The sequence below is a fragment of the Curtobacterium sp. MCBD17_026 genome, assembly GCF_003234895.2.
GTDB lineage: Bacteria > Actinomycetota > Actinomycetes > Actinomycetales > Microbacteriaceae > Curtobacterium > Curtobacterium flaccumfaciens.
Genome location: NZ_CP126281.1, coordinates 2,972,824 through 2,996,694 on the forward strand (window position 1 = coordinate 2,972,824; position 23,871 = coordinate 2,996,694).

At 71.9% G+C, this 23,871-nt stretch carries 26 protein-coding genes; 12 read left to right on the forward strand and 14 right to left on the reverse strand.

Annotation, left to right across the window (positions count from 1 at the left end; all coding sequences use genetic code 11):
- Positions 1-9 precede the first annotated feature (9 nt).
- From DEI85_RS14080 to DEI85_RS14090, 3 genes are all read right to left on the reverse strand, one after another.
- Positions 10-2,775 carry an alpha/beta fold hydrolase gene (locus DEI85_RS14080; RefSeq protein ID WP_111122960.1) on the reverse strand — a complete coding sequence of 922 codons (2,766 nt, stop codon included), beginning with the start codon at positions 2,773-2,775 and terminating at the stop codon, positions 10-12.
- 8 nt (positions 2,776-2,783) lie between these two features.
- Complete coding sequence (locus tag DEI85_RS14085; protein WP_110861116.1) at positions 2,784-3,857, reverse strand: 3-oxoacyl-ACP synthase III; 1,074 nt, start codon at positions 3,855-3,857, stop codon at positions 2,784-2,786.
- A 68-nt stretch (positions 3,858-3,925) separates the two neighbouring features.
- The gene (locus tag DEI85_RS14090) at positions 3,926-5,104 is read right to left on the reverse strand and encodes a RimK family alpha-L-glutamate ligase (protein ID WP_110861118.1); all 1,179 of its coding nucleotides are present in this window, start codon (positions 5,102-5,104) and stop codon (positions 3,926-3,928) included.
- An 87-nt stretch (positions 5,105-5,191) separates the two neighbouring features.
- On the opposite strand from DEI85_RS14090, the gene DEI85_RS14095 reads away from it, so the two are divergent.
- Entirely contained in the window at positions 5,192-5,674 is a 483-nt protein-coding gene (locus tag DEI85_RS14095) for an ATP-dependent zinc protease family protein (protein WP_111122865.1), read from the forward strand.
- A gap of 132 nt (positions 5,675-5,806) precedes the next feature.
- Here DEI85_RS14095 and DEI85_RS14100 read toward each other — a convergent pair whose 3' ends face one another.
- Positions 5,807-6,397 carry a TetR/AcrR family transcriptional regulator gene (locus DEI85_RS14100; protein ID WP_110860942.1) on the reverse strand — a complete coding sequence of 197 codons (591 nt, stop codon included), beginning with the start codon at positions 6,395-6,397 and terminating at the stop codon, positions 5,807-5,809.
- Positions 6,398-6,459: 62 nt separating this feature from the next.
- Here DEI85_RS14100 and DEI85_RS14105 point away from each other — a divergent pair, with 62 nt between their 5' ends.
- Positions 6,460-7,662 (forward strand): MFS transporter, encoded by a 1,203-nt coding sequence (locus DEI85_RS14105; RefSeq protein ID WP_220038920.1) that lies wholly within the window; start codon positions 6,460-6,462, stop codon positions 7,660-7,662.
- Here DEI85_RS14105 and DEI85_RS14110 read toward each other — a convergent pair.
- Positions 7,568-7,951, reverse strand: a complete 384-nt coding sequence (locus DEI85_RS14110; RefSeq protein ID WP_111122863.1) for a YciI family protein — start codon at positions 7,949-7,951, stop codon at positions 7,568-7,570. The genes DEI85_RS14105 and DEI85_RS14110 overlap by 95 nt on opposite strands.
- Positions 7,952-8,016: 65 nt before the next feature.
- On the opposite strand from DEI85_RS14110, the gene DEI85_RS14115 reads away from it, so the two are divergent.
- The 4 genes from DEI85_RS14115 to DEI85_RS14130 all read left to right on the forward strand — a co-directional run bounded on the left by DEI85_RS14115 (position 8,017) and on the right by DEI85_RS14130 (position 12,267).
- Entirely contained in the window at positions 8,017-9,291 is a 1,275-nt protein-coding gene (locus tag DEI85_RS14115; RefSeq protein ID WP_258369890.1) for a sensor histidine kinase, read from the forward strand.
- On the forward strand, positions 9,273-9,989 hold the full coding sequence (locus tag DEI85_RS14120; protein ID WP_110860948.1) for a response regulator: 717 nt from the start codon (positions 9,273-9,275) through the stop codon (positions 9,987-9,989). Before DEI85_RS14115 ends, DEI85_RS14120 begins: the two co-directional genes overlap by 19 nt.
- Positions 9,990-10,312: 323 nt before the next feature.
- Complete coding sequence (locus tag DEI85_RS14125) at positions 10,313-11,194, forward strand: ABC transporter ATP-binding protein (protein WP_111122862.1); 882 nt, start codon at positions 10,313-10,315, stop codon at positions 11,192-11,194.
- On the forward strand, positions 11,191-12,267 hold the full coding sequence (locus DEI85_RS14130) for an ABC transporter permease (RefSeq protein WP_111122861.1): 1,077 nt from the start codon (positions 11,191-11,193) through the stop codon (positions 12,265-12,267). Before DEI85_RS14125 ends, DEI85_RS14130 begins: the two co-directional genes overlap by 4 nt.
- An 88-nt stretch (positions 12,268-12,355) precedes the next feature.
- On the opposite strand, the gene DEI85_RS14135 is transcribed toward DEI85_RS14130, so the two are convergent.
- From DEI85_RS14135 to DEI85_RS14145, 3 genes are all read right to left on the reverse strand, one after another.
- Complete coding sequence (locus DEI85_RS14135) at positions 12,356-12,586, reverse strand: helix-turn-helix domain-containing protein (protein ID WP_017886849.1); 231 nt, start codon at positions 12,584-12,586, stop codon at positions 12,356-12,358.
- Positions 12,586-13,197: a hypothetical protein gene (locus tag DEI85_RS14140; protein ID WP_111122860.1), complete on the reverse strand. Its 612-nt coding sequence runs from the start codon at positions 13,195-13,197 to the stop codon at positions 12,586-12,588. The genes DEI85_RS14135 and DEI85_RS14140 overlap by 1 nt, the downstream gene beginning before the upstream one ends.
- A gap of 76 nt (positions 13,198-13,273) precedes the next feature.
- Positions 13,274-14,305, reverse strand: coding sequence for a YeiH family protein (locus DEI85_RS14145; protein ID WP_111122859.1), 1,032 nt, complete (start codon positions 14,303-14,305; stop codon positions 13,274-13,276).
- 359 nt (positions 14,306-14,664) lie between these two features.
- On the opposite strand from DEI85_RS14145, the gene DEI85_RS14150 reads away from it, so the two are divergent.
- Together DEI85_RS14150 and DEI85_RS14155 are read left to right on the forward strand one after the other, a co-directional pair.
- Positions 14,665-15,495, forward strand: a complete 831-nt coding sequence (locus DEI85_RS14150) for an alpha/beta hydrolase (RefSeq protein WP_111122858.1) — start codon at positions 14,665-14,667, stop codon at positions 15,493-15,495.
- A 146-nt stretch (positions 15,496-15,641) separates the two neighbouring features.
- A complete protein-coding gene (locus DEI85_RS14155; RefSeq protein WP_110860961.1) occupies positions 15,642-15,986 on the forward strand; it encodes a hypothetical protein in 345 nt (114 codons plus the stop codon).
- 119 nt (positions 15,987-16,105) lie between these two features.
- On the opposite strand, the gene DEI85_RS14160 is transcribed toward DEI85_RS14155, so the two are convergent.
- Positions 16,106-17,470, reverse strand: a complete 1,365-nt coding sequence (locus DEI85_RS14160; protein ID WP_111122857.1) for an MFS transporter — start codon at positions 17,468-17,470, stop codon at positions 16,106-16,108.
- Between the two features lie 217 nt (positions 17,471-17,687).
- Positions 17,688-17,858: a hypothetical protein gene (locus DEI85_RS14165; protein ID WP_164941189.1), complete on the reverse strand. Its 171-nt coding sequence runs from the start codon at positions 17,856-17,858 to the stop codon at positions 17,688-17,690.
- A gap of 169 nt (positions 17,859-18,027) precedes the next feature.
- Here DEI85_RS14165 and DEI85_RS14170 point away from each other — a divergent pair, with 169 nt between their 5' ends.
- From DEI85_RS14170 to DEI85_RS14185, 4 genes are all read left to right on the forward strand, one after another.
- Complete coding sequence (locus DEI85_RS14170) at positions 18,028-18,807, forward strand: LamB/YcsF family protein (RefSeq protein ID WP_111122856.1); 780 nt, start codon at positions 18,028-18,030, stop codon at positions 18,805-18,807.
- A complete protein-coding gene (locus tag DEI85_RS14175; RefSeq protein ID WP_111122855.1) occupies positions 18,804-19,436 on the forward strand; it encodes a 5-oxoprolinase subunit B family protein in 633 nt (210 codons plus the stop codon). The genes DEI85_RS14170 and DEI85_RS14175 overlap by 4 nt, the downstream gene beginning before the upstream one ends.
- The gene (locus DEI85_RS14180) at positions 19,433-20,317 is read left to right on the forward strand and encodes a 5-oxoprolinase subunit C family protein (RefSeq protein ID WP_111122854.1); all 885 of its coding nucleotides are present in this window, start codon (positions 19,433-19,435) and stop codon (positions 20,315-20,317) included. The genes DEI85_RS14175 and DEI85_RS14180 overlap by 4 nt, the downstream gene beginning before the upstream one ends.
- A gap of 63 nt (positions 20,318-20,380) precedes the next feature.
- Entirely contained in the window at positions 20,381-20,683 is a 303-nt protein-coding gene (locus DEI85_RS14185; protein ID WP_110860974.1) for a putative quinol monooxygenase, read from the forward strand.
- Positions 20,684-20,740: 57 nt separating this feature from the next.
- On the opposite strand, the gene DEI85_RS14190 is transcribed toward DEI85_RS14185, so the two are convergent.
- The 4 genes from DEI85_RS14190 to DEI85_RS14205 form a co-directional block, all read right to left on the reverse strand.
- Entirely contained in the window at positions 20,741-20,923 is a 183-nt protein-coding gene (locus DEI85_RS14190; RefSeq protein WP_111122853.1) for a hypothetical protein, read from the reverse strand.
- Between the two features lie 62 nt (positions 20,924-20,985).
- Positions 20,986-22,041 (reverse strand): DUF2891 family protein, encoded by a 1,056-nt coding sequence (locus DEI85_RS14195; RefSeq protein WP_258376228.1) that lies wholly within the window; start codon positions 22,039-22,041, stop codon positions 20,986-20,988.
- Entirely contained in the window at positions 22,028-23,110 is a 1,083-nt protein-coding gene (locus DEI85_RS14200) for a DUF979 domain-containing protein (protein ID WP_111122852.1), read from the reverse strand. The genes DEI85_RS14195 and DEI85_RS14200 overlap by 14 nt, the downstream gene beginning before the upstream one ends.
- A complete protein-coding gene (locus DEI85_RS14205; protein ID WP_027465970.1) occupies positions 23,107-23,814 on the reverse strand; it encodes a DUF969 domain-containing protein in 708 nt (235 codons plus the stop codon). Before DEI85_RS14205 ends, DEI85_RS14200 begins: the two co-directional genes overlap by 4 nt.
- Between the last annotated feature and the right edge of the window lie 57 nt (positions 23,815-23,871).

Here is a 23,871-nt window from a genome sequence, read left to right on the forward strand (position 1 = left end):
ACGCGCCCTTCACGGGCGCACCATCCGTCCACCGGACAGCACCGAGCCGGCCCAGCGTGAGAGCCGGGTGCGGTCGACCTTGGAGTTGTGCCGGATGTCGGTCGGCAGCACGGGCACGACGAGCACCGCGGCGAGCGGCACTCCGGCGGCGGCACGGACCGCTGCCGCGAGCGACGGCGACGCCAACCCGGGCCGGCGCACGGCCGGGTCGGTCTCGACGACGGCCACCACCTGCTGGGTGCCGATCGGCCCGATGCCCGCGACCCCGGCACGTCCGACACCGTCGACGCCCTCGATCCGCTGCTCCGGCCCCACCGGCGTGACGACCCCGCTCGGGGTGGTGAGCACGTGCTGCAGCCGGCCCTCGACCCAGATCCGTCCCGCGGCGTCCAGGTGCCCGACGTCCCCGGTGCGGTGCCCGCGCGGGTCGTCGACGCCGAGGCGCGAGACCCGGTCGGTGCGCCAGAGCCGGTCGTAGTGGTCGCGCACGTGGGGCGCCGCGACGACGATCTCGCCGGTGACCCCGGGCTCGTCCGTCAGGGCTCCGGTCGAGCGCCCGGAACCGCCGAGCGGCGCGATGCGGACGCGGACGTTCGCTGCCGGCACCCCGACGCAGATCCCCTCGTCATCGGACCGGCCGGCGGCACGGACCCCGTCCAGGTCGACGTCCGTCATGAGCAGCCCCTCGGTCATGCCGTAGGGGGTGTGCGCGCTGGCGTTCGGCATCAGCTCGGTCGCCGCGGTGAGCAGCGCAGCCGAGACCGGAGCCCCGGCCGACAGGAACAGCCGCACGCCCTTCAGTGCCTGGCGGTCGGCGTCGGTGAGCTCCGACGCGGTCACGACGACGTTCGCCAGTGCCGCCGGCGACAGGAACACCACGGTGGCGTCAGCCGCGGCGACCGAGGCCGCGACCGCCTTCGCCGTCAGGGTGCGCGGCGCGGTGACGTCCATGTCGGGCGCGACCGACCGTGCCCCGAGGGCCGGGCCGAGCAGCGCGAACGGTGCGAACCCGGCGACGAGGCCGGTGCCGACACCGACGTCGTACTGGGTGGCCAGGGCGTCCCGGACGGCGCTGAGCTGCCCGTGCGTGTACACGACGCCCTTCGCCGGCCCGGTCGATCCCGAGGTGAAGAGCACGGCCGCGGGTGCGTCCGACGACGGTGCCGCCGGCAGCGCGGTGCCGTGGGCGAGACGGCGGGCACCGCGGCGGGCGACGTCGACGAGCGTGTGTTCCACACGCAGCGCCTTCCGTGCCGGCGCGGGCAACGAGACCGTCGCGATGCGTCGCCCCGGCCAGCCGAGGGCGCGCGCGGCACCGAGCCCGGGCAGCGCGCCGATGATCCAGTCCGGTCGGGCTCCGCGGACGGCCCGGGTCAGGCCGCCGAGTCCGAGTCCGGCGTCCGCGACGACGACGACCGCCCCGATCCGCACGCAGGCGTACAGGACGGCGGTCAGGTCGGCGCCGGGGGTCACCAGGAGCGAGACACGGTCGCCGCTCCGGACGCCCAGGTCGTCGAGTCCGGCGGCGATCTCGTCGACCCGTCGGGCGAGCAGCCGCCACGTGATCGTGCGGGGGCCACCGGCGGCGGCCATCTCCACCAGCGCGGGTTCGTCGCTGTCACGCAGCTCGTCGAGCCGCGCCCAGAGCGGCGGGGTCGCCTGTGCGGGCTGGCCCGGGTCCACGACGTCGGACTGGAGGCCCGTGGGGGCCTGAGCAGGACGGCCACCGTCCGGCAGGCGGTCACCGAGCCAGTCGAACACCGCACCCGCGACGTCGGCGTCATCAGGCAGCAGGTGCCCGGCGCCCTCGAACCGGTGGACGTCGGCGTGCGGCACGCGTTCGGTCAGGTCGTCCAGGTAGCGCTCGAGGAACACCGGGTCGCGCGGACCCCAGAGCAGGAGCACCGGCACGTCGAGCGCGGCGACCCCGGCGGCGATGCGGTCGAGTTCGGCGGCACTCCGGTGCCGGGCGTCGACGGGGATGTCCCCGACGAAGCCGCCGATGCCACCGCGTCGGGCGGCACCGCGGTAGGGCGCCCGGTAGCCGTCGGCTGTGGCCCGCTCGAGCTTCGGGTGCGCGATGGCCAGGGTGGTCTCCAGGAACGCCGGGGTCACGACCGTCGCGCGGCCGAGCATCCCCGGACCGAGGGCGAGCCGCAGCGGTGCCGGGATCGGGGCGTCGTCGGGCTGGTGCACGGCGGTGTTGCACGTCATCGCGGCGGCCAGGACGTCCGGGTGGTCGACCGCCCAACCGAGCGACACCACACCACCCCAGTCGTGGCCGAGGGTGACGATCGGTCCGGCCAGCCCGAGTTCGTCGGTCAGGGCTCCGAGGTCCGCGACGCGCTGCGCCAGTCCCCGCTCGACGCCGGTGCGCTCCGAGAAGCCCATGTCGAGCTGGTCGACGGCGACCACGCGCCAGGCCGGTCCGCCGGCCCGGGCGACCTCGAGCGAGGTGCGGAGCACCGACCGCCACAGGTACGACCAGGTCGGGTTGCCGTGCACGCAGAGGATCGTGCCGACTGGTTCCACGCCGAGCGCGGCCAGGGAACCGGCCGTGTCCAGGAGGTGCCAGGTGCGCGCGGCGCGATCTGTGCCTCTCCCCACCGGCACGGCCGGCCCGCCGCTGGCGCGTCGCTCCGGAACCGGCGGCGTGGGCCCAGTCCGCTCTGCGGACCACGCGGGAACCGTGACCAGACGCGACCAGGCCGGGTCGAGGCCGGGCAGGGAGGGCGGCTGCGTCGCCGGAGCCGTGCTCGCGGCGACGCGGGGCAGCCGGGACCTCACCAGTGGAGTTCCATCATCGCCGTGTTGATGCCGGAGCCGACGCCGCCCAGGAACACGCGGTCACCGCGACGGATCCCACCGGAGGCGACCTCGTCGGCGAGGGTGATCGGGATCGACGCGGGGCCGACGTTGCCGAACCGCTGGTACGTGGTGGGGACCTTGGCGCGCGGGATGCCGATCGCCTCGACGAAGGCGTTGGTGTGCACGTCGGAGACCTGGTGCAGCACGTAGCGGTCCATGTCGGCCCAGTCGAAGTGGGCTCGGGCCTCGGTCCAGGCGGCGACGACGAGCTCCATGCCGCCCTTGAGCAGCATCTTCGCGTCCGTGAACATGCCGTCGACGCTGCCGACGCACAGGTCGTACCACTGGGTCGCCGCGCGGGTGACGCCGCCGACGATCCGGTGGCCTTCGGGGTGCAGGTCCGCCGGGCCGAGCACGGCCGCCGCGGCACCGGACCCGAGGGTCAGGCTGGCGAACTCGCTCATGAAGTCCTTGCGGTTCCGGCCGCCCTGGTTCAGGCGGTCGATGGTGTTGAGCTGCACCTGGTCGGCGTCCTCGCCGTCGACGACGAGGGCGTACTTGATCTGCCCGGAGTCGATCATGCCCGCGGCGACGCTCATGGCGTTCACGAAGCCCAGGCAGGCGTTCGCGATGTCGAAGTTGATGGCGGACGACGGCAGCCCGAGGCCGTGGTGCAGGCGGACGGCCACCGACGGCTCGAGGTGCGGGCGCGTCACCGAGGTGTTGATGAGCAGCCCGATCTCGTCCGGACGGACACCGGCTTCGGCCATGGCACGACGGCCGGCGTCGATCGCAGCGTCCTGGAAGGTCTGACCCTCACCCCAGTTGCGACGCTCGATGACCCCGGCGACGCGCTCGAGCAGTCCCATCGGCAGACGGAGCCGACGGAGGACCCCTCGGAGCTTGGCCTCGATGTCGGCCGAGGTCGTCACACGCTCCGCAGTGGTGGTCGCCACAGAGAGCAGTGAGACGTTCCGGTGCTTCGCCGTGGCGTTGCCGGGCTGCTCCGGTTCACTGCTCGATGCCTGGTCGACCGGCCGTTCCGTCATGATCGTCACCGACACATACTTCCGCATCTGGCCTGTGTGCGCGATCCGGATGCGCTGGACGGCCCGTTTCAGACGTCCTTCGGCAGCTTCCGCACCTTCGCGCGCCGCTTGCGGCGCTCCGGGATCATCGACCGCATCTCCTCGAGCTTGCCGAAGCAGAGCAGGCGGTCCCCCGGCTCGAGGGCGACGCCACTGCGCGGGTTCGGGATGACGTTCGAGCCGCGGTGCAGCGTGAGGACCGTGATGTCGCGGTCCCAGAGCCCGGACTCCTTGATCGTCTTGCCGACCAGGTCGGCGTTGGTGTGCACGAGGAGCTCGGCGACGCCGTAGCCGGTCGAGACGGACAGCCGCTGGCGGACGTCGATCTCGGGGAACGCGACCTGGTTCGCGATGAAGTCGACGATCGCACCGGCGATGTCGAGGCCGGTGGCGCGCTCGACGCCCTCGAGCCCTGGCGACGAGTTGACCTCCATCACGAGCGGCCCGTCGTTGCCCTCGAGCATGTCGACGCCGGCGACCTTGAGGCCCATGATCTGCGCCGAGCGCACCGCCACGGCCTCGTACTCGGGCGAGAGCGTGACCTTCTCGACGGTGCCGCCGCGGTGCACGTTCGATCGGAACTCGTCGCCCGAGGCGGTCCGGCGCATGGCGGCCACGACCCGGTCGCCGACGACGAGGGCCCGGATGTCCCGACCGCGGCTCTCGGCGATGAACCGCTGGATCAGGACGTTCTGCTTGGTGGAGTGCAGGGTCTCGACGATCGACTCGGCGACCTTCGCCTCGGGTGCCAGGATCACGCCGATGCCCTGCGTGCCCTCGAGGAGCTTGATGACGACGGGCGCGCCGCCGACCCGTTCGATCGCCCCGCGCACGTCGTTGCGGCCGGCCACGAAGGTCGTCGCCGGCATGCCGATGTCGTGCCGCGACAGGATCTGGTTCGCCCGCAGCTTGTCGCGCGAGTTCGTGATGCCGTTCGCCGTGTTCGGCGTGTAGACGTCCATCTGCTCGAACTGCCGCACCACCGCGGTGCCGTAGTAGGTGATCGAGTTGCCGATGCGCGGCAGCACGGCGTCGTAGTCGCTCAGCAGCTTGCCGCGGTAGAGCAGGTCCGGGTCGTCGCCGGACAGGTCGATCGCGAAGCGCAGGGTGTTGAGCACCTTGACCTCGTGACCGCGGTCGAGTGCCGCTGCGCGGAGGCGCTGGGTCGAGTACGCCTGGGGCGCGCGCGACAGGATGGCGAGTTTCATCGAGGGGTTCTCCGCTGGGTCGGATCGACGGCGACGCTCCATCAAAGCATGCGGACGTGGCCGCGGAGCATGCGACAGGATGGGCACATGGCCCGAGCTCCGAAGTCCTCCGACAGCGGGCTCGTCGTCGCCGGGTGGCGTGAGTGGGCGGGACTGCCGGACCTCGGCGTGCCGTGGATCAAGGTGAAGCTCGACACCGGCGCTCGGAGCTCCGCGTTGCACGCCTTCGACCTCGAGGAACTGCCCGGCGAGCGGGTCCGGTTCTCGCTCCACCCCTGGCAGGACACCGATGCCGACGCCACCACCATCGAGTGCGACGTGCACGACCGCCGCATCGTCCGCAGCTCGACCGGGCACACCCAGGAGCGCATCGTCGTCCGCACGCGGGTCGCGTTGGCCGGGCAGGTCGTCGAGTCCGAGGTCACCTTGAGCAACCGGGACCAGATGGGGTTCCGGATGCTCGTCGGTCGCGAGGCGCTCCGGCAGGGCTTCCTCGTCGATCCTGCACGGTCCTTCATGGCCGGGCGGGCTCCGAAGGAGATCCGGCGCCGCAACCGCGGTCGCGCCTGAGCGCTCGGCCGAGCGGCACGGGCCGTGGGGTGACGGTCAACGGCCTGGAGGCGCGGCGCGGGGCCGCCACGGGCCTCCTGTCCGCCTCGACGCGCGTCCCGGGCGCGGGTGGCGTCCCGGGCGCGGGTCGCGTCAGGCCCGGGGCATCGTTCCGTCCGGGGTGGTGTGTTCCCGGATGAGGGACGCGGCGACGGACCGTGCCGTCGTCGTGTCGAGCGCGGGGTCGCGCAACCGCATCGCAAGGTAACCGGAGACGATGAGGAGCAGCTGATCGGCGAGCGCGTCGGCACGGGGACCGACCACCGGCACCGCCTGCGCCACGAGCCGCCGGCGCAGGGTGTTGGTCTCGAGGTCCAGGACCTGTCGGACCTCGGCGGGGGCGTCGGCGTACTCGGCGGCGGTGCCGAGGAAGGCGCACCAGCGGGAGCCCGTGGGCGTCGAGCGGTAGTCGTCGAGGGCGTCGAACACCGCCAGCAGTCGGCCCAGGTCGTCACGCTCGGCGGCGACCGCGCGGTCCCAGGTGGCGATCCAGTCCTCGTGGCGACGGGTGAGGGCAGCCGCCACGAGCGCTTCCTTGCTCGCGTAGCCGCGGTACAGCGTGGCCGTCGAGACCCCGGCCCGTTCGAGGACGGCGTCGATCGGGGTGGCGGCGATGCCCTGCGAGAAGAAGAGCTCCTCGGCGGCGTCGAGCAGCCGTTGCTCGGTCCCTGGGCGCATCACCATGAGAGCACCCTAGGCTCTGAAAAGTGAAACGATCGTTTTCGTTACGACATCGACTGCTCCTCGTGAGCGGACTCGGCCTGATCGCCGCCACCTACGGCCTGGTGCGCCTGGCGTACGGGCTGTTCCTGCCCGACGTGCAGCGCGACCTGGGGCTCCGGTCCGACGCCGCCGGGTGGGTCTCGTCGGGCGCCTCGGCGCTGTACTGCGTCGGTGCGGTGGCCGGGTTCCTGCTCGCCGCGCGGATGCCCCGGGTGCTCGTCGCGGTCGCGACCCTGGTGGCGGGGGCCGGTGCGATCGCCATGGCGACGGCCGGTGGGTCGCTGGCGTTCGGCGTCAGCGCCGTGCTCGCGTCGGCGGGTGCCGGACTCGCGTCCCCCGCTCTCGTGCGGATCGTCGCGGCGCAGGTGCCCCAGGGGCTGCAGGGCCGCGCGCAGGCGATCGTGAACGCCGGCACCGGCCCCGGGCTCGTGGGCGCCGGCGTGCTCGCACTCGTGCTGCTGCCCGACTGGCGGACGGCCTGGGCGGTGTCCGGGGTGTTCGCCCTGGCCGTCGGAGCCCTGTTGCTCGTGGTGTCACGCGGCGGGGCTGCTGCGTCCCGGTCACCGCTGCCCGGCGCTCCGTGGTTCGTCGCGCACCGAGGGGTCCTCGTGCTGGCGCTGCTGTTCGGGGCCGGGTCCGCCGTCGTCTGGACCTACGGACGTTCGGCGCTGGTGGAGGCCGGCGCGTCGGTCGTCGTCTCGGTGTCGGCCTGGATCGCGCTCGGGATCGGTGGAGCCGCCGTCGTGGTCACCGCGCGTTGGACGAACGGGCTGCGCGCCCGGACGCTCTGGGCGCTCACGGCGGGTTCGGTCGCCGTCGCCGTCGTGGTGCTGGGGGCAGCGCCGCAGTCGACGGTCGCGGCACTGCTGGCGTGTGCCGTGTTCGGCTGGGGCTACACGGCGGCGACCGGCGCCCTGATCGCGTGGACGACCGAGATCGACAACGAGCGGTCGTCGGCGGGCACCTCGATGCTGTTCGTCGCACTCGTGCTCGGGCAGGCCGTCGGTGCGGCGGCTGCCGGAGCGCTCGTCGGTGCGATCGGGTTCGTCGCGACGTTCGTGGTCGGGGCGGTCGTGACCGCGGCGAGCGCCGTCCCCGCGGTGGTCCGTCGGCCGGGTGGGGTCCGTGCCGTCAGAGCAGCGGGCGGAGCTCGATCTTCCGGTTGCACGCCTGCGACGCCTGGTGCGCCACCCGGGCAGCCGTCTCGGCGTCCGGGAGGTCCATGACCCAGAACCCGGCGACGTACTCGTCGGAGTTGCTGGCGAACCCCGCCGTGGCGGACCCGGTCGTCGCTGGCCCGGTCGTCGCTGGCCCGGTCCTCGTGTCGGCCGCGCCCCCGCGGGCGTCGACCACGGTGGCGTCGGCCGGTGCGGAGACCCCGGCGGCGAACACGATCGCGTCGGCCATCCGCTCGTTGAAGGCGTCGACCGCGGCGGCTTCGGCGTCGGTAGCGGAGTACGTGTCGCCGACGGCGGCGGCCTGGCCGTCGTCGATGACGTTGACGAGGAACTGCATCGCGTCTCCCCTGCTCGTTGGCGGGAGGCTACTCCTGACCGGGGGCACCCAGTAGCGTTTCCTGCATGGGGACGACGGCGGAGTGGTCGCGACTGCCGGTGGGGCAGCACGAGTACCGGCAGGACACGGTGCTCGCGGTGGTGCTGGCCGGTGGGCTCGCCGTCACGACGTTCCTGTACGGGTCGGCTGGCACCTACGGCGACGACCAGGCCTCCTGGTGGGTCTCCGCGCTGATGATCGTCGCGAACGCGGCCCCGATCGCGTTCCGCCGGCGGTTCCCGATGTCGGTGGCCCTGGTGTCGGCGGTGGCGTTCGCCGCGACGCAGTTGCTCCAGGTGCCCGAGGTCTTCCTCGTCAACTTCACGCTCTTCATCGCGCTCTACACGGTGGGCGCGTGGTGCTCGGATCGGGTGCGGGCCGAAGCGGTGCGCTGGGTCGTCATCGGCGGCATGTTCGCGTGGCTGTTCGTCGCGATCTCGTTCGGGTGGGCGTCACCGAACGCGCTCCCGAACGACACGGACTCGCCGGTGGCGCCCTACGTCGCCATCTCGCTGCTGAACATCGTCATCAACGTGATCTACTTCGGCGCCGCCTGGTACGCCGGCAACCGGGCCTGGGCCTCCGCGGTCGCACGACACGAGCTCGCCGAACGCACCGCCGAACTCGCCGCCGAGCGGGAGCGCTCAGCGGCCCAGGCCGTCACGATCGAGCGGGTACGGATCGCCCGCGAGCTGCACGACGTGGTCGCCCACCACGTCTCGCTGATGGGCGTGCAGGCGGGTGCGGCACGGCGCGTGATCGACCGCGACCCGGCGCAGGCGACGGCGTCGCTCGGGGTGGTCGAGGAGAGCGCCCGCACCGCGGTGGAGGAACTCCGGCGGATGCTCGGGACCCTGCGCTCCGACGACGACGCGGGCGGCCTGGGGGCGGCCGGTGGCGACGGCCCGAGCACCGAGGGCATCACGCGGATCGCCGAACTGGCCGAGTCCGCCCGGGTGGCCGGCCACCCCGCCGAGTACGTCGTCGTGGGCGACGAGCGCCCGGTGCCGCCGACGGTGGCCGCGGTGGCGTACCGGATCGTGCAGGAAGCGGTGACGAACATCCTCAAGCACGCCGGCCCGACCGCCCGCGCCGACGTCCGGCTGCGGTACCTGGACGACGGCGTCGAGGTGGAGGTCACGGACGACGGGCTCGGTGCCCGTGCCGCCCGGAGCACCTCCGGCAGCGGCCTCGGACACGTCGGGATGCGGGAACGCGTCGCCGCCGTGGACGGACGGATCGAGATCGGGCCACGAGCCCGAGGAGGCTACCTGGTGCGCGCATGGCTGCCGACGACGTGAACGGAACGACCGACCTGACGATCGTGCTGGCCGACGATCAGGAGCTCGTCCGCGCCGGGTTCCGCGTGATCCTGGAGTCCGAGCCGGGGTTCCGCGTGGTCGGCGAAGCCTCGGACGGCGCGCGTGCGGTCGAGGCCGTGCAGGAGCTCCGCCCGGACGTGGTCTGCCTCGACGTGCAGATGCCCGGCGTCGACGGGCTCGAGGCGGCACGGCGGATCGCGGCGCTGCCGGATCCGCCGGCGGTGCTCATCCTCACCACGTTCGACAGCGACGACGCGCTGTTCCAGGCGCTCGAGGCGGGGGCGAGCGGGTTCCTGTTGAAGAACGCCTCCCCCGAGCGGCTGATCGACGCGGTCCGGACCGTCGCCGCCGGGGACGCCCTGCTCGCGCCGGACGTCACGCGCCGGGTGATCAGCCGGGCGACGGCGTCGGCTGCGGCGCAGCCCCCGGCGACCACCACGACCACGACACCCGCCACGACGGGCGAGGACGCACTCGCCGCCGCCGGGCTCACCGAGCGGGAGACCGAGGTGCTGCGGCTGCTCGCCCGAGGTCTGAGCAACGCGGAGATCGCCGCCGAGCTCTACGTCGGGGACGCCACCGTGAAGACCCACGTGTCGAACGTGCTCCAGAAACTCGCACTGCGCGACCGGATCCAGGCCGTCGTCTGGGCGTTCGAGCACGGCGTCGCCGGCTGACCGAGCGCAACTCGTCGACCGGCTGCCGCCGCGAAGTCCGACTTTCCACGACTCGATCGACGCGTGCAACGTCGGAAGATGCACACGCATCGCATGTGGGTGCAAGTTCCGACAGAACGTGAGTCGATCGACGCGTGGAACGTCGGAACATGCACACGCATCCGTCCTGGAGGCACGGCACGGCGCGACCCGCCCGCCCTCCTCCCCCACGCGGTGGAGCCGGGCACCCACCCGAGTCCCGCCTGACGGCGGAGGCGGGGCGTGCCTCCCGGCCAATAGCGTCGGACGCAGCGACGACCAGCGTCGCGACGAAGGGGAACGACATGCTCACCATCGAAGGGGTGACCAAGCACTTCGGTGACCGCCGGGTGCTCGACGACGTGGGGTTCACGGTCGGCAGCGGACGCCTCACCGGGTTCGTCGGCGGCAACGGCGCCGGCAAGACCACCACCATGCGCATCATGCTCGGTGTCCTGCAAGCCGACGCCGGCACGGTCTCGATCGACGGCACCACGGTCCGGCCCGCCGACCGCCGCCGCTTCGGCTACATGCCCGAGGAACGCGGCCTGTACCCGAAGATGCCGGTGGCCGAGCAGATCACCTACCTGGCCCGGCTGCACGGCGTCGACAAGCGCGCCGCGACGAGCCGCACCGGCGAGCTGCTCGAACGCCTCGAACTCACCGCACACGCCGGCGACCCCGTCGAGAAGCTCTCGCTCGGCAACCAGCAGCGCGTCCAGATCGCGGCGGCGCTCGCCCACGACCCCGAGGTGCTCGTGCTCGACGAGCCCTTCTCGGGCCTCGACCCGATGGCCGTCGACACCGTGCTCGGCGTGCTGCGCGAGACCGCTGCCCGGGGCGTCCCGGTGCTGTTCTCGAGCCACCAGCTCGACGTGGTCGAGCGGCTCTGCGACGACGTCGTCGTCATCGCCGGTGGCACGATCCGCGCCGCCGGCCCGCAGGAGGAACTCCGCAAGCAGGCCGGTCCGGCCGCCTGGGAGCTGCTGGTCGACGGGGACGTCGCCTGGCTCCGCGACGAGCCGGGTGTGGCCGTGCGCGAGTTCGACGGCGGGTACGCGGTCTTCGAGGCCGACGCCGCCACCGCCCAGCGTGTCCTGCAGCGGGCCGTCCAGCACGGCACCGTCGGGTCGTTCTCACCGCGGGTGCCGCGGCTCAGCGAGGTCTTCCGGGAGGTCGTCCGATGAACAACTCCTTCGTGCAGGCCGTGCGGCTCGTCTCCGCACGTGAGATCCAGGCACGCATCCGCAGCAAGGCCTTCGTGGTCTCGGCGCTCATCCTGATCGGCATGGTCGTCGCGTCGATCGTCGTCGGCGGGATCGTGAGCAAGGCCACCGCCGACGACACCATCCCGGTCGCGGTCGTCGATGGCGTCTCGCTGCCGACCACCAGTGGGCTCGACGTCACGAAGTCGGCATCGGTCGACGACGCCGAACGGCTGGTGACGACGGGCGACGTCGACGCGGCGATCGTGCCGTCGGACGACCCGCTCGGCTACAAGGTCGTCGGACTCGACGAGGCCCCGTCCGAGGTCGTCTCGGCGTTGAGCGTCACCCCGCGCATCGAGCTGCTCGACCCGGACGCACTCCCGGGTGGGCTGGTCTACCTCATCGCCATCGCGTTCGGCGTCGTGTACTTCGCGTCGGCGGTGACGTTCGGCCAGTCCATCGCGCAGAGTGTCGTCGAGGAGAAGTCGACACGGGTGGTCGAGATCCTGATGTCCGCGATCCCGGCCCGGGCGCTGCTCGCCGGAAAGGTGCTCGGCAACAGCATCATGGCCTTCGCCCAGATCGTCGCGGTGGCCGTCGCCGCCATCGTCACGTTGGCGGTGACCGGGCAGGACAACATGTTCGCGATGCTCGGCCCGAGCATCCTGTGGTTCATCGGCTTCTTCGCGATCGGGTTCGTGCTCCTGGCGTCGCTGTTCGCCGCGGCGGCCGTGCTCGTCTCCCGCCAGGAGGACGTCGGCAGCGTCACCACCCCGGTGATGATGCTGGTGATGATCCCGTACTTCCTGATCATCGTCGCGTACGACAACCCGACGATCCTCGGCATCATGTCGTACGTGCCGTTCAGCGCCCCGATCGGCATGCCCATGCGGATCTTCCTGGGGACGGCCGAGTGGTGGGAGCCGATCCTCTCGCTCCTCATCGTCGCCGCTTCGGTCGTCGCGGTCGTCGTCATCGGCGCCCGCGTCTACGAGAACGCCCTGCTCCGCACCGGAAGTCGCGTGAAGCTGTCCGAGGCACTGCGCGGCTGACGCCGCCGGCGCGGCAGGCACGGCAGACCCGGCCAGGAGGCCCGTCCCACGTGAGCAGATCCGCTCACGCAGGACGGGCCTCCCGTCGTCAGTCCGTGCGCACCGAGAAGACGTCGCCCGGTTGGCAGCCGAGCACCTCGCACAGTCGGGTGAGGGTGGAGAACCGGATAGCGCGAGCCCGGTTGTTCTTGAGCACCGAGAGGTTGACAACGGTCACACCGACGCGGTCGGCGAGTTCGGTCAGTGTCATCCCCCGCGCGGCCAGCAGGTCGTCGAGGTGACAGACGACCGCGTGGCCGTCCTCCTGTTCCGGGGGCATCAGACCAGCCCGGCCTGGTCCTGCACCATCCGCTGCGAGGCGGTGAGCGCGAACCGGAAGCAGACGACGACGAGCAGGCCGAGGTACACGGGCAGGAACTGGTGGTCCACCACCGGTGTGGGCAGGTACCCGTCCCAGCCGAGGCCGGACACCACCCAGTTCCACCCCATGCGGCGGACGAACGACGGCAGGAACCCGGCGGCCAGCACCGCGCCGGCGAGCCAGTCGAGGATCCGGGTGGTCGAGCGGTCGAAGAGCCCGCCGCGCGAGATCTTCCAGGCCACCGCCGCGACCAGGGCGATGAGGGCGCTGACGAGCAGGACCTCCAGGGCGTCGCCGACGCGGATGTACCCGATCGCACCACCTGGCACGTCGGCGATCGGCGCCCGGAGCACGAGCTGGTCGGACGTCACCGTCGCACCACCCGGAGGCTGCGGGACGGCACTGGTCTCACGGATCCGGATCGGCACCGCCACCGTGCCCGAGGTGATCGAGTGGACGAGCAGGTCGACGTACCGCCACACGACGATCGCGATGCCGATCGCGCACGAGACGACGTAGGCCAGGTAGGAGTTCCGCCCGCGGGGCGGTTCGTAGACGGGTGTGGTCATGACTGTCTCCCTGTCGATCATCGATACCATCGAATTTCGATGCAACGATAAACGATATGGAGGACCTCGGCAAGCCCTACAGCAGACCGAAGGCCGCCTGCATGCCCAGGCTCGTCCCCGCCACCAGGACCCAGAGCGCGATGCCGAGCAGCATCGGTCGGAACCCGGCACGGCGGAGCGCGGCGAAGTCCGTCGAGCAGCCGATCGCGGCGAGCGCCACCGTGATGAGGAACGAGGCGGCCGTCGCGAACTCCGGCGCCACGGACGCGGGCAGGGCCCCGACCGTCCGGAGCAGCACCACCACGAGGAACCCGATCAGGAACCACGGCACCAACCGGAACACCCGGAACCAGCGGCCCGGCCCCGAGGCGGGGGCGAGCTGCTCGCGGGAGGCGCGGCGGGCCTCCAGTCCGGCCAGCCCGATGACGATCGGGATGATCATCAGGGTGCGCACCAGCTTCACGACGACCGCGGTGTCGGTCGCCTGGCGGCCGTAGACCGTCGCCGTGGCGACGACGGACGACGTGTCGTTCACGGCGGTGCCCGCGAAGACGCCGAAGGCGTGCTGACTGAGGCCCAGAGCGTGCCCGAGCAGCGGGAAGGCGAAGACGGCCGCGATGTTGCAGAGGAAGATCGTGGACATCGCGTAGGCGACGTCCGCACTGACCGCGCCGATGACGGGTGTCACGGCGGCGATCGCCGAGGCACCGCAGATGCCGGTCCCGACGCCGATCAGGGTGCGGAGCGCGCCCGAGACCCGGAGCAGTCGGCCGATCCCCCAAGCGGCCACCAGGCAGACGACGAGCGTCGCGAGCATCACCGGCAGGGTCTCACCGCCGATGCGCAGGACCTCACCGATGGACAGCTGCGCGCCGAGCAGGACCACCGCGAACTGCAGCACCCGGCTGGACGAGAACTTCACCCCGGGAGCCAGTGCGGCGAGTGAGCCACCGGTGCGACGCCGGACGAGCCACCCCAGGACGGCACCGATCATGACGGCGGGGACGGGACCACCGACCACGGGGACGACACGGCCGACGAGAGTGGCGACGATGCCGATCGCCACGGCGAGGGCGACACCGGGGACGGCGGCACGGACGGACTGCATGGGAACAGCATGTCGCGCTCGCGGACGATCCGTGGCCGTGACGGGCAGGACGGCACGGTGGAGTACTGCGACTCCCGCGGCCAGCGCGCCGACTTCGGCGTATGGATCACCACGACCGACAGTGACGACGTGGTCGTGCAGCCGCGATCTGCCCTCGGGCGGGGTGTCCCCCGTCATCTCGACGCGGCCGGTCTCGCCGTTCCAGGTGAAGGTCGCGGTGGTGCCGTCCGAGGCGTCCGCATTGGCCTCGTCCGCCTTGACGCATGGTCCCCGGGCTGTGCCCCTTTGGCCGCTACAAAAGTATGCCTATTCAAGCGCCGTGAGCCTGATTCCCGCCCGCGTGCTGCGACACTGCTCCCATGCGGGGGATGCACCAGGACGCGATCGAGGTCGCGGACGACAGGATCGACGGACCTCACGGACCGGTCCCCATCCGGCGGTACCGACCGGCGGAGCAGAGCGGCGGCACGGGGTCCCCGACCCTGGTCTGGGTGCACGGTGGCGGGTTCTTCCGGGGCGACCTCGAGCTGCCCGAGTCCGACGCCGTCGCACGGGCACTCGCCGAGCGCGGCCTGCCGGTCGTGACCGTCGACTACCGCCTCGGACCGCTGCCCGGACTGCCCTGGCTCGGCCGGGGCGGACCGCGAGGGCGACGACGGGCACCGCACGCGCGGGACGAGACCGTCGCCGTGCTCCGCCACCTGCACGACGAGGCACCGTCCGGCCTGCTGCTCGGCGGCGCGAGCGCCGGTGCGTGCCTGGCGGCGTCCGCGGTCGCGAGCGCCCCGCCGCTGGCCGGCCTCGTGCTGACCTACGGGTTCTTCCACGCCCGACTCCCCCGTGACCCGGCGGTGCGGCGACTCGTCCGAGGGCACCGGCGGCTCACGCACGCGCCGCTGCTGCTCGACCTGAGCAACCGGGCGTACGCGGGCGGCCGCCCCGCTGCGGTCTACCCGGCGTCCGACGACCTCGGCGGGTTCCCCCGCGCCCTGGTGATCGACGCCGAGCGGGACGTCATGCGCGCCTCGGGCGAGCGCTTCGCGGACGAGCTCGAGACCGCGGGCATCGAAGTCGAACGACACGTCCTGCCGGACAGCCGTCACGCGTTCCTCAACAGACCCGGCACGAGGGACTTCGGCGCCACGATCGAACGCATCGCGGAGTGGGCCGTCCGGACCCCCATCCGCTGAACGCTCACCCGTCTGCGAACGGTGGACATCCGGGAACGGCACGCCCGCCGCGGACGTACTCTGGAAACGGAAGCAACGGCGGTTCCGAATCCCCTTCGCCACGCTCCCTGCCGTGGCGCCTCACCACCGTGACGAAGAGTTCCATCGTGACCGAACACCTCATCGAGTACGTCGCCCGCGACCGCACGGGCATCACCGCCGTCGTGACACCGACCGGTGTCATCGACGTGGACACTGTGATCCAGCACATCCGCGCCGGCCACGCGGGGTACTACGTGGCTGCCGACTCGTGGAAGCGCACGCCGGTCCGGAGCATGTCCTTCATCGGCGGGACCTACCTGTTCGCGAACTGGGACGGGTCGAAGCGGAACATGCTGCACGACTTGGCGTTCCGCTCGCCGACCCGCTCGATCGAGACCACTCACGAACCGGAGTCGCGGTTCTCGCGGTTCCTCGACGCATTGTTCGGCAAGCGCACACCGCAGCTCTGAACCACGCCACCCCTGCCCGTCACCGCGCCCGCGGAGCCGGGCACGTGCGGTGGAGGTGACCGTCCGGAGGCGCGAGATGCGTCGCGGGCGCGGGTCGCGCCTCCAGGCGGTCGCGTCGGTCAGCGGACCGACTTGACGGGCAGGATCACGAGGGCACCGAGGATGACGGCGACGCCGGCACCCCAGAGCATGAGCGTGTAGTTCTGGCCACCACCGATGCCGAGCAGGAACAGGCCGACGGCGGGAGCGAGCGACTGCGGCAGGGCGTTCGCGATGTTGATGACACCGAGGTCCTTGCCGGGGCGCTCCGGGTCGGGCAGCACGTCGACGATCAGGGCGGTGTCGATCGCGGCGTAGATGCCGAAGGCGAAGCCGAGGACGATCTCGGCGAAGTAGAACCCGCCGACGCTGTCGACGTGGGCCAGGATCACCAGGCCGACGGCGGTCATGGCCGTCGAACCCCAGACGAAGACCTTGCGACGCTGGATCCGGTCGGACACCCAGCCGGAGACGGCGGCACTGACGAGCAGGGCGATCGTGTAGAGGAGCACGCCGAACGCCACGACCCCGACCGCTTCGGCCTGCGGGAGTCCGATGCGGTCCTGCATGTAGAGGAGTCGGTACGTCGTGAACATGAACGTGCCGAAGGTGATGAGGAAGCGGCCCCACCAGGCGAGCCCGAAGTCGCGGTGCTTGATCGGGTTCGTCCAGAACGAGCTGATCAGGTTGATCCAGCTGAAGGGCTTGACCGGCGTCGTCGGCAGGTCGTCACGGGCGACGACCGAGTAGACGAGGACCGCGACGATCGCCAGGACGCCCGGTGCGATGAAGAGCAGCGGCAGGTTGCCGACCAGGTACACGGCCAGGTAGAGCCCGGCCAGGATCGCGATGTTCTGCGCCAGGGCGATGACGCTCGACGCCTTGCCGCGCTGGAACTCCGGCACGTTGTCGGCGAAGCTCGCCGTGAGCGTGGACAGGACGGCGTTGGCGGAGACCTGCGCCAGCACCCAGGCCAGGGTGAGCTGGAGCACGTCGGGCGAGAACGCGAGCCAGGCGAGGGAACCGACGAAGACGACGACACCGCCGACCATCCAGGGGCGACGACGACCCCACCGCGTCCGGGTGCGGTCGGAGAGCGCGCCGAACAGGGGGTTGGCGAACAGGGCGCCGAGCGCTCCGAACGGCAGGACCGAGCCGACGACGGTCTCGGGGCTCGTCGGGTTCAGCTCCGTCGCCTTGATCGACATGCTCACGAAGACGGGGGTGAGCAGGGCGACGAACAGACCGAACTGGGCGAAGCTGAGGCCCCAGAGGTACCCCCGACCCACCCGGACGGTGCTGACGGACTGCGTGATGCCCTCGACCGAGAACGCCCGGGACGCCGCGGCGTCCGTGGCGGTGGCTCCGGCGGCTGCGGTGACCGCTGGGGACGCGGTCCCGGCGATGCCCCGCGTGGGTTCTTCCTTCGACGTCGGTGTCGACATGACTCCTCCTTGAGTCACAGGGGGCTTCGGCGCCCGCTGAATCCCTAGTGCTGCTAGGTGATCGGGACTGTAGCACCGGAAACCTCGTGCCGGAAGGTTTTGTAGCGCATGTTTCGTCGGGTGCTGACGGACGTGGTGCTGACGCAAAACGACACCGCCGCTGTCGGAGGACAACGACGGTGTCGTTCTGCATCGACCCGCAGGCCGGAAGGAGCCGTTAGTGCTCGCCGTCCTCTTCCGGGTTGAAGTGCGAGTCGTCACCCGTGTGGCCCGCGGCCAGGCCGTCGGGGTTGTTCGGGATGGTGTTGTCGTCGCCGAGGCCGCCCGGCTTCTCGGTGCCCTCGGAGTCGTTCTTCGGGGCGTCGTGCGTGTTGTCACTGTCGGTCATGAGCTGCTCCAGTGCAGAGATCGATCCGGCAGCACTGCCGCCGGTGGTACTGAGGACTCGGACAGTACGTGGCGCACCTCGGAAACCGCCGTCCGGTCGGAGGCAGCGGGTGACAGGGACCGGGGCGATCGGTAGATTGTTCAACAACCCGCGAGGACAGGGAGCACCCGTGACCACGATCGACCTGAACAGCGACCTGGGCGAGGGCTTCGGCGCCTGGGCCATGGGCGACGACGCCGCGATGCTCGACGTCGTCTCGAGCGCCAACGTCGCGTGCGGGTTCCACGCCGGCGACCCGACGATCATGCTCGCCACCGCCCGCGCCGCCGCCGAGCGCGGGGTGGCGGTCGGCGCACACCTGGCCTACCGCGACCTGATCGGGTTCGGCCGCCGCCCCGTGCACGTCACGCCCGACGAGCTGTACGCCGACGTCGTGCACCAGCTCGGCGCGATGGCCGCCACGGCGCACGTCGCCGGCACGGCCGTCACCTACGTCAAGCCGCACGGCGCCCTGTACAACACCGCCTGCGCTGACCCGGTGCAGGCCGAGGCCGTCGTCCGAGCCGTGGCCGACGTCGACCCGTCCCTCGCCGTGCTCGCGCTGCCCGGGTCGGAGCTGCTGCTGGCGGCCGAGCGCCACGGGCTCCGCGCGGTGAGCGAGTCCTTCGCCGACCGCGCCTACGAACCCGACGGTTCACTGGTGTCACGGAAGCAGCCGGGGTCGGTGCTGCACGACCCGGACGAGGTCGCAGCGCGGGTGCTCCGCATGGTCACCGACGGCGTCGCGACCGCCGTCGACGGGTCCGAGATGGCCGTGCGTGCCGACTCGGTCTGCGTGCACGGCGACTCCCCCGACGCGGTCGCGATGGCCCGAGCCATCCGAGCGCTGCTGACCGAGCACGGCGTGACGATCGCTCCCTTCGCACCGTCCCCGCCGCTCGCACCGTGACGGGTCCCGAGGTCCGCTCCGCGGGCGGCAGCGCACTCCTGGCCACGTTCGAGTCCCTCGCCGACGTCGTCGCCTTCCGCGCCGGGCTCGCGCAGGCCGCCCTGCCGGGGCTGACCGAGATCGTCTCCGGCGCCCGGACACTGCTGCTCCGGTTCGACCCGACCACGACGGACGCCGGCCGGCTCCGCGCCGAGCTCACGCAGGTCAGCCCGGTCAGCGCAGCGCTCGAAGCACACGACGCCGAACCGCTCGTCATCCCCGTCACGTACGACGGCGAGGACCTCGACACCGTCACCGAGCTGACCGGCATGCGGCGGGACGAGCTCGTGGCATGGCACACCGGGCAGCTCTGGACGAGTGCGTTCTGCGGCTTCGCGCCCGGCTTCAGCTACCTCACCGGCAGTGCTCGACCGCTCGACCTGCCCCGCCGCAGCACCGCCCGCACGGCGGTCCCGAGCGGGGCCGTCGCGGTGGCCGGCGAGTTCAGCGCCGTCTACCCGAGGACCTCGCCCGGCGGCTGGCAGCTCATCGGTCGCACCGACGTGCCGATGTGGTCGCTCGAACGCACACCCCCGGCGCTCGCGCCCGCCGGCACGCTCGTCCGCTTCGTCGTGGCGAGTGCGGGATGAGCGCGCTGACCGTCGTGCAGGTCGGCTACGGCGCGACCACGCAGGACCTCGGGCGCCCGGGCTTCAGCGACATGGGCCTCGGCGCGGCCGGGGCCGCCGACCGCGGCTCCGCGGCGCTCGCCAACCGACTGGTCGGCAACCGTCCCGACGCGGCCGTCCTGGAGGCCCTGCTCGGCTCCGTCACGCTCCACGCAGACGCGTACGTGGTCGCGGCCACCACCGGCGCGGCCTGCCCCGTCGAGGTCGAGCGGGCGGACGGGTCGGTCCGGGGTGCGGCCTCGCACGAGGTGCTGCTCCTGGCCCCGGGCGACACGCTCCGGATCGGCACCGCGACCGTGGGCCTGCGCGCCTACGTCGCGGTCCTCGGGGGCTTCGCGGTCGACCCGGTGCTCGGCAGTCGCTCGTGGGACTCCCTCGCGCGCCTCGGTCCGCCGCCGCTGTCGGCCGGTGACGTCCTGCCCGTCGGTGACGCCCGGGTGTCGTGGCCGATCGTCGACGCGGTGCCGCAGCCCGAGCCGCGGTGGCCCGACGAGCCGGTCGTGCTCGACGTGGTGCCCGGACCGCGCGACGACTGGTTCACCCCGGAGTGGCGTGCGACCCTGACCGGTCAGGACTTCTCCGTCAGTGCGGACAGCGACCGCGTGGGGGTCCGCACCACGGCCGAGACGCCGCTCGTCCGCTCCGTGGCACGCGAGCTGCCGAGCGAGGGCGTCGAGACCGGTTCACTGCAGGTGCCGCCCGAGGGTTTCCCCGTGCTGTTCCTCGCCGACCACCCGGTGACCGGCGGGTACCCGGTCGTCGCGGTCCTGACACCGTCGTCGATCGACCTCGCTGCACAGCTCCGTCCGGGCGATCCGCTCCGGTTCCGGATCGTCGACTGACCGACCCGGAACAAGCGCAGGGGGTCAGGGGTTGGCTTGGACACCGCTGACGAAAGGTTCCCCATGTCGATGACCGTCCTGCTCGAGGTCCAGTTCCAGAGCGATGCCCCCTCCGACGCACTCCAGGGTGCGATCCGCGAGACGCTCGAACAGACGGCGTCGTTCCACGGCCTGGAGTCGCTCGAGGTCCTGGTCGACGACGAGGACCCGGCGCGCATGGTCGTCGTCGAGTCGTGGACGACCGCCGAGGACCACGACACCTACGTGGCCTGGCGCGCGACGCCGGAGGGCGCTCCGGCGATGGCACCGTTCCTCGCCGCGACACCGGTCACCCGCACCTTCGCGCGGACCCTCCCGCTCGACTGAGGCGACGCCGACGCCGACGCCGACGCCGGTGCCGCTGCAGGACGGCGGCGCGATGGCTCAGATCGCGTCGTCGTCGGTGACGAGCGGCACCGGTCGGTCGTCGTCGGGGAGCAGTTCGTCGTCCGCGTCGTCGACCACCGGCAGGTCGTCGGGGTCGAGCACGGTCGGCTCCGGTTCGTAGTCGGTCTCCTGCGCCTCGCGGAAGTCGTCGAGGGTCTCGTCGTCCTTCGGATCGCTCATGGCCCCGAAGGTACCTCCGGATCCTCGTTGTGTCCGGAGACGACCGACCTTCCGACGAACGATCAGCGGGCTGCTTGCTCCCGGGCCTCCATGGCATCCCACGCGAAGCTCGCCAGCCAGTGGGTGGAGTAGTACTCCTCGCCCACGCTCGCCGCGAGCCCGGAGGCCAGCAGCCGATCGGCCGCGTCGTCGAGCAGGTCGGCGATCCCGGTGTCGTCCGGGGCCCCGGCGCGGAGTGCGTCCGCGATGCGCCGGGCCGAGCCCGCCCGCGACAGGTCGAGCCCGAACAGGTGCACCTGCTGCGGGTCGTTCTCGTCACGGACCACCGTCGACCGCAGGATCACGTCGCCCGGCTGCACCGCGGCGAAGAAGCCGCGCGCCCACGTGGCGAACTCCGTGGCGGGAAGCACCGCACGCATCAGGTCGGCTTCGGCGAGGCCCGCGGACAGGAAGTCGTGCCCGCTCCGCTCCCAGGCGAACGGCCACCCGGCGTCCGCGCCGAACCAGTCCTTCGCAGCCCCCTCGACCGCAGCCGCCAGGGCCGGACGGTCGAGCGACCGGGCGGCCTCGAGCACGAGCAGCAACCCGAACGCCGAGTTCGAGTGCACGCCGTGCCGGACCGGGTGCGCGGCGCCGTCGATCCACCGGACGACCAGGTCTTCGAGGACGTCGACGACGGGCGCGAACCCCGGTGCCAGCGCCCGGACCGCGGGCGCCTCGGACGCTGACACCTCGGCGGCGAGCCGTGCGAGCCAGGCCCAGCCGTAGGGGCGCTCGTAGTGCGGCGTCTCACGCAGGTAGGCCGCCTCGGTCGCGAGGTGATCCGTCGTGAGGTGCGCCTGCAGGATCGAGGTGAGCCGGGCCTCCAGGTCGGTGGGCAGGCCGTGCGCGACCAGGCGCGCCGCGAGCCAGTGCATGTGCACCGACGAGTGCCAGTCGTACGACGTGGCGAAGGCGGGGTGGAGCTCGACGGGCAGGGCTCGGTCGTCCGGTCCGGACGTCGCGTGGTGCGCGGCGTAGGGGTACTCGCGGGTCGTGTTGTCCGCGGCGACGGCCGCGAAGCGGTCGGCCCAGGCGGCCCGGGTCAGGTCGATCGGGGCGGCATCAGAATGCGACAAGGTACATGACTCCCATGTTGACGACGAGCAGGATGGCGGCGGTGGGGATCTGCGCCTTGATCGGGCCGTACTTGTCCCGCATCTCGAGCAGGGCGGCCGGCACCAGGTTGAAGTTCGCCGCCATCGGGGTGACGAGCGTGCCGCAGAAGCCGGAGAGCATGCCGATCGCGAAGATCGCGGCGGGGTTGCCGTCGAAGCCCTGCACCAGGACGGGCCAGCCGATCGCGGCCGTCATGATCGGGAAGGCGGCGAAGGCGTTGCCCATGATGATCGTGAACAGGGCCATGCCCAGGCAGTAGATGACCACGGCGGCGAGCAGCGAGCCGTCGGGCAGCACCGACTTGATGATCGTGCCGACGGCGTCACCGACCCCCGCCTGGGTGAAGACGATGCCGAGCGTCGAGAGCATCTGCGGCAGCAGCGCCGCCCAGCCGATCGCCTGCAGCAGGCGACCGCCCTCGCGGATCGGAGTGGCGATCTTCGGCGGGCGCAGGACGAACACGGCCACGACGACGGCGAGCACCGAACCGATGCCCAGGCCGGTCAGGGTCGCGCTGCCCTCGGCGAGGAGCGGTTCGCCACCGAACGAGACGAGCGGGCCGAGCGTCGCGACCAGCACGGCGACCACCGGCACCACGAGGGCCGGGATGAAGAGCCGGTTGCCGTACTTCGTCGCGAACGCGGCGCGCTCGTCCGGGCTGGTGGTGGCCAGCACGCTGCCGCTGCCGCTTCCGGCGTTCGTGATCTTCTGCGTCACCCCGGTGGGCTCGGCGGGGCCGGTCTCGGCACCCGTGCCCGCGCCGGGGATGCTCGCGACCCGGGTGCGGCTCGTCGTGCCCGTGAAGCCGAGTCCGGCGAGCGCGACCATGACGAGGACGGCGATCCCGAGCGTCCAGGCCGGCACGGTGCCGGCGGCGACGAAGGTGCCGTAGAAGAACGACAGGCCCAGGATGCCCCAGAACGCCGCGTTGCCCAGGCGCTTCGCGTGCGCGGTGTCGGTGACGATCAGGACGGCGACGGCGATGAAGAACGCGCCGATGAGCCAGTAGAGCCATTCGCTGGTGATCACGCTGCTGCCCCCAGGGTCGGGGCGTCGGCACGGGCGTCCGCCGCCATCTTGTCGAGTCGGCGGTCGAACAGCAGCAGGCGTCCGCCGTGCACGATGAGCGCCGCGATGCCCGTCGGGATCGCCCACAGGGCCAGGTCGATCGGTTCGAGCGACAGCCCGTAGGTCGAGTCGACGAACGTCGTGATGAGCAGGATCGAACCGACCGCGACGAAGACGTCCTCGCCGAAGAACACGCCGACGGTGTCGGACGAGGCCGAGTAGCCCTTGATCTTCTCGCGCATCCGGTCGTCGATCCGCCCGTACTTCTTGGTCGCCGCACCCTCGGCCATCGGGTACACCAGCGGGCGCACGGTCTGCGCCGGGCCACCGATGCTGGTCAGGCCGACCGCCGCGGTGACCTGGCGGATCACCAGGTAGCCCGCGAGCAGACGACCCGTCGTGAGCTTGTCGAGCTTCGCGATCAGACGCTTCGCCTGGTCCTGCAGGCCGTAGCGCTCGATCAGGCCGATGACGGGCAGGACGAGCGCGAAGGTCGTGACGGAACGACTCGAGGCGAACCCGTTGCCGAACGCGTCGAGGATGCCGACGGGACCGATCCCGCCGATGGCCGCGGTCACGATGCCCGCGACCGTGACGACGAGGAGCGCGTTGATGCGCAGCGCGAAGCCGACGATGACGACGGCGACGCCGATGAGGACGAACATGCGGGACAGTCTGGACCGCATTGTTCAACAATCGCAAGAGCCGGTTCCGCTCTGTAA

What these genes read in the sequence shown, in the direction of transcription:
- DEI85_RS14090 (WP_110861118.1), bottom strand. Translation starts at nt 5,104, where the DNA reads ATGAAACTCGCCATCCTGTCGCGCGCGCCCCAGGCGTACTCGACCCAG.
- DEI85_RS14205 (WP_027465970.1), bottom strand. Translation starts at nt 23,814, where the DNA reads ATGTTCGTCCTCATCGGCGTCGCCGTCGTCATCGTCGGCTTCGCGCTG.
- DEI85_RS14180 (WP_111122854.1), top strand. Translation starts at nt 19,433, where the DNA reads ATGAGCGCGCTGACCGTCGTGCAGGTCGGCTACGGCGCGACCACGCAG.
- DEI85_RS14120 (WP_110860948.1), top strand. Translation starts at nt 9,273, where the DNA reads ATGGCTGCCGACGACGTGAACGGAACGACCGACCTGACGATCGTGCTG.
- DEI85_RS14130 (WP_111122861.1), top strand. Translation starts at nt 11,191, where the DNA reads ATGAACAACTCCTTCGTGCAGGCCGTGCGGCTCGTCTCCGCACGTGAG.
- DEI85_RS14095 (WP_111122865.1), top strand. Translation starts at nt 5,192, where the DNA reads ATGGCCCGAGCTCCGAAGTCCTCCGACAGCGGGCTCGTCGTCGCCGGG.
- DEI85_RS14190 (WP_111122853.1), bottom strand. Translation starts at nt 20,923, where the DNA reads ATGAGCGATCCGAAGGACGACGAGACCCTCGACGACTTCCGCGAGGCG.
- DEI85_RS14145 (WP_111122859.1), bottom strand. Translation starts at nt 14,305, where the DNA reads ATGCAGTCCGTCCGTGCCGCCGTCCCCGGTGTCGCCCTCGCCGTGGCG.
- DEI85_RS14185 (WP_110860974.1), top strand. Translation starts at nt 20,381, where the DNA reads ATGTCGATGACCGTCCTGCTCGAGGTCCAGTTCCAGAGCGATGCCCCC.
- DEI85_RS14160 (WP_111122857.1), bottom strand. Translation starts at nt 17,470, where the DNA reads ATGTCGACACCGACGTCGAAGGAAGAACCCACGCGGGGCATCGCCGGG.
- DEI85_RS14085 (WP_110861116.1), bottom strand. Translation starts at nt 3,857, where the DNA reads ATGACGGAACGGCCGGTCGACCAGGCATCGAGCAGTGAACCGGAGCAG.
- DEI85_RS14165 (WP_164941189.1), bottom strand. Translation starts at nt 17,858, where the DNA reads ATGACCGACAGTGACAACACGCACGACGCCCCGAAGAACGACTCCGAG.
- DEI85_RS14150 (WP_111122858.1), top strand. Translation starts at nt 14,665, where the DNA reads ATGCGGGGGATGCACCAGGACGCGATCGAGGTCGCGGACGACAGGATC.
- DEI85_RS14125 (WP_111122862.1), top strand. Translation starts at nt 10,313, where the DNA reads ATGCTCACCATCGAAGGGGTGACCAAGCACTTCGGTGACCGCCGGGTG.
- DEI85_RS14140 (WP_111122860.1), bottom strand. Translation starts at nt 13,197, where the DNA reads ATGACCACACCCGTCTACGAACCGCCCCGCGGGCGGAACTCCTACCTG.
- DEI85_RS14115 (WP_258369890.1), top strand. Translation starts at nt 8,017, where the DNA reads ATGGGGACGACGGCGGAGTGGTCGCGACTGCCGGTGGGGCAGCACGAG.
- DEI85_RS14100 (WP_110860942.1), bottom strand. Translation starts at nt 6,397, where the DNA reads ATGGTGATGCGCCCAGGGACCGAGCAACGGCTGCTCGACGCCGCCGAG.
- DEI85_RS14110 (WP_111122863.1), bottom strand. Translation starts at nt 7,951, where the DNA reads ATGCAGTTCCTCGTCAACGTCATCGACGACGGCCAGGCCGCCGCCGTC.
- DEI85_RS14135 (WP_017886849.1), bottom strand. Translation starts at nt 12,586, where the DNA reads ATGCCCCCGGAACAGGAGGACGGCCACGCGGTCGTCTGTCACCTCGAC.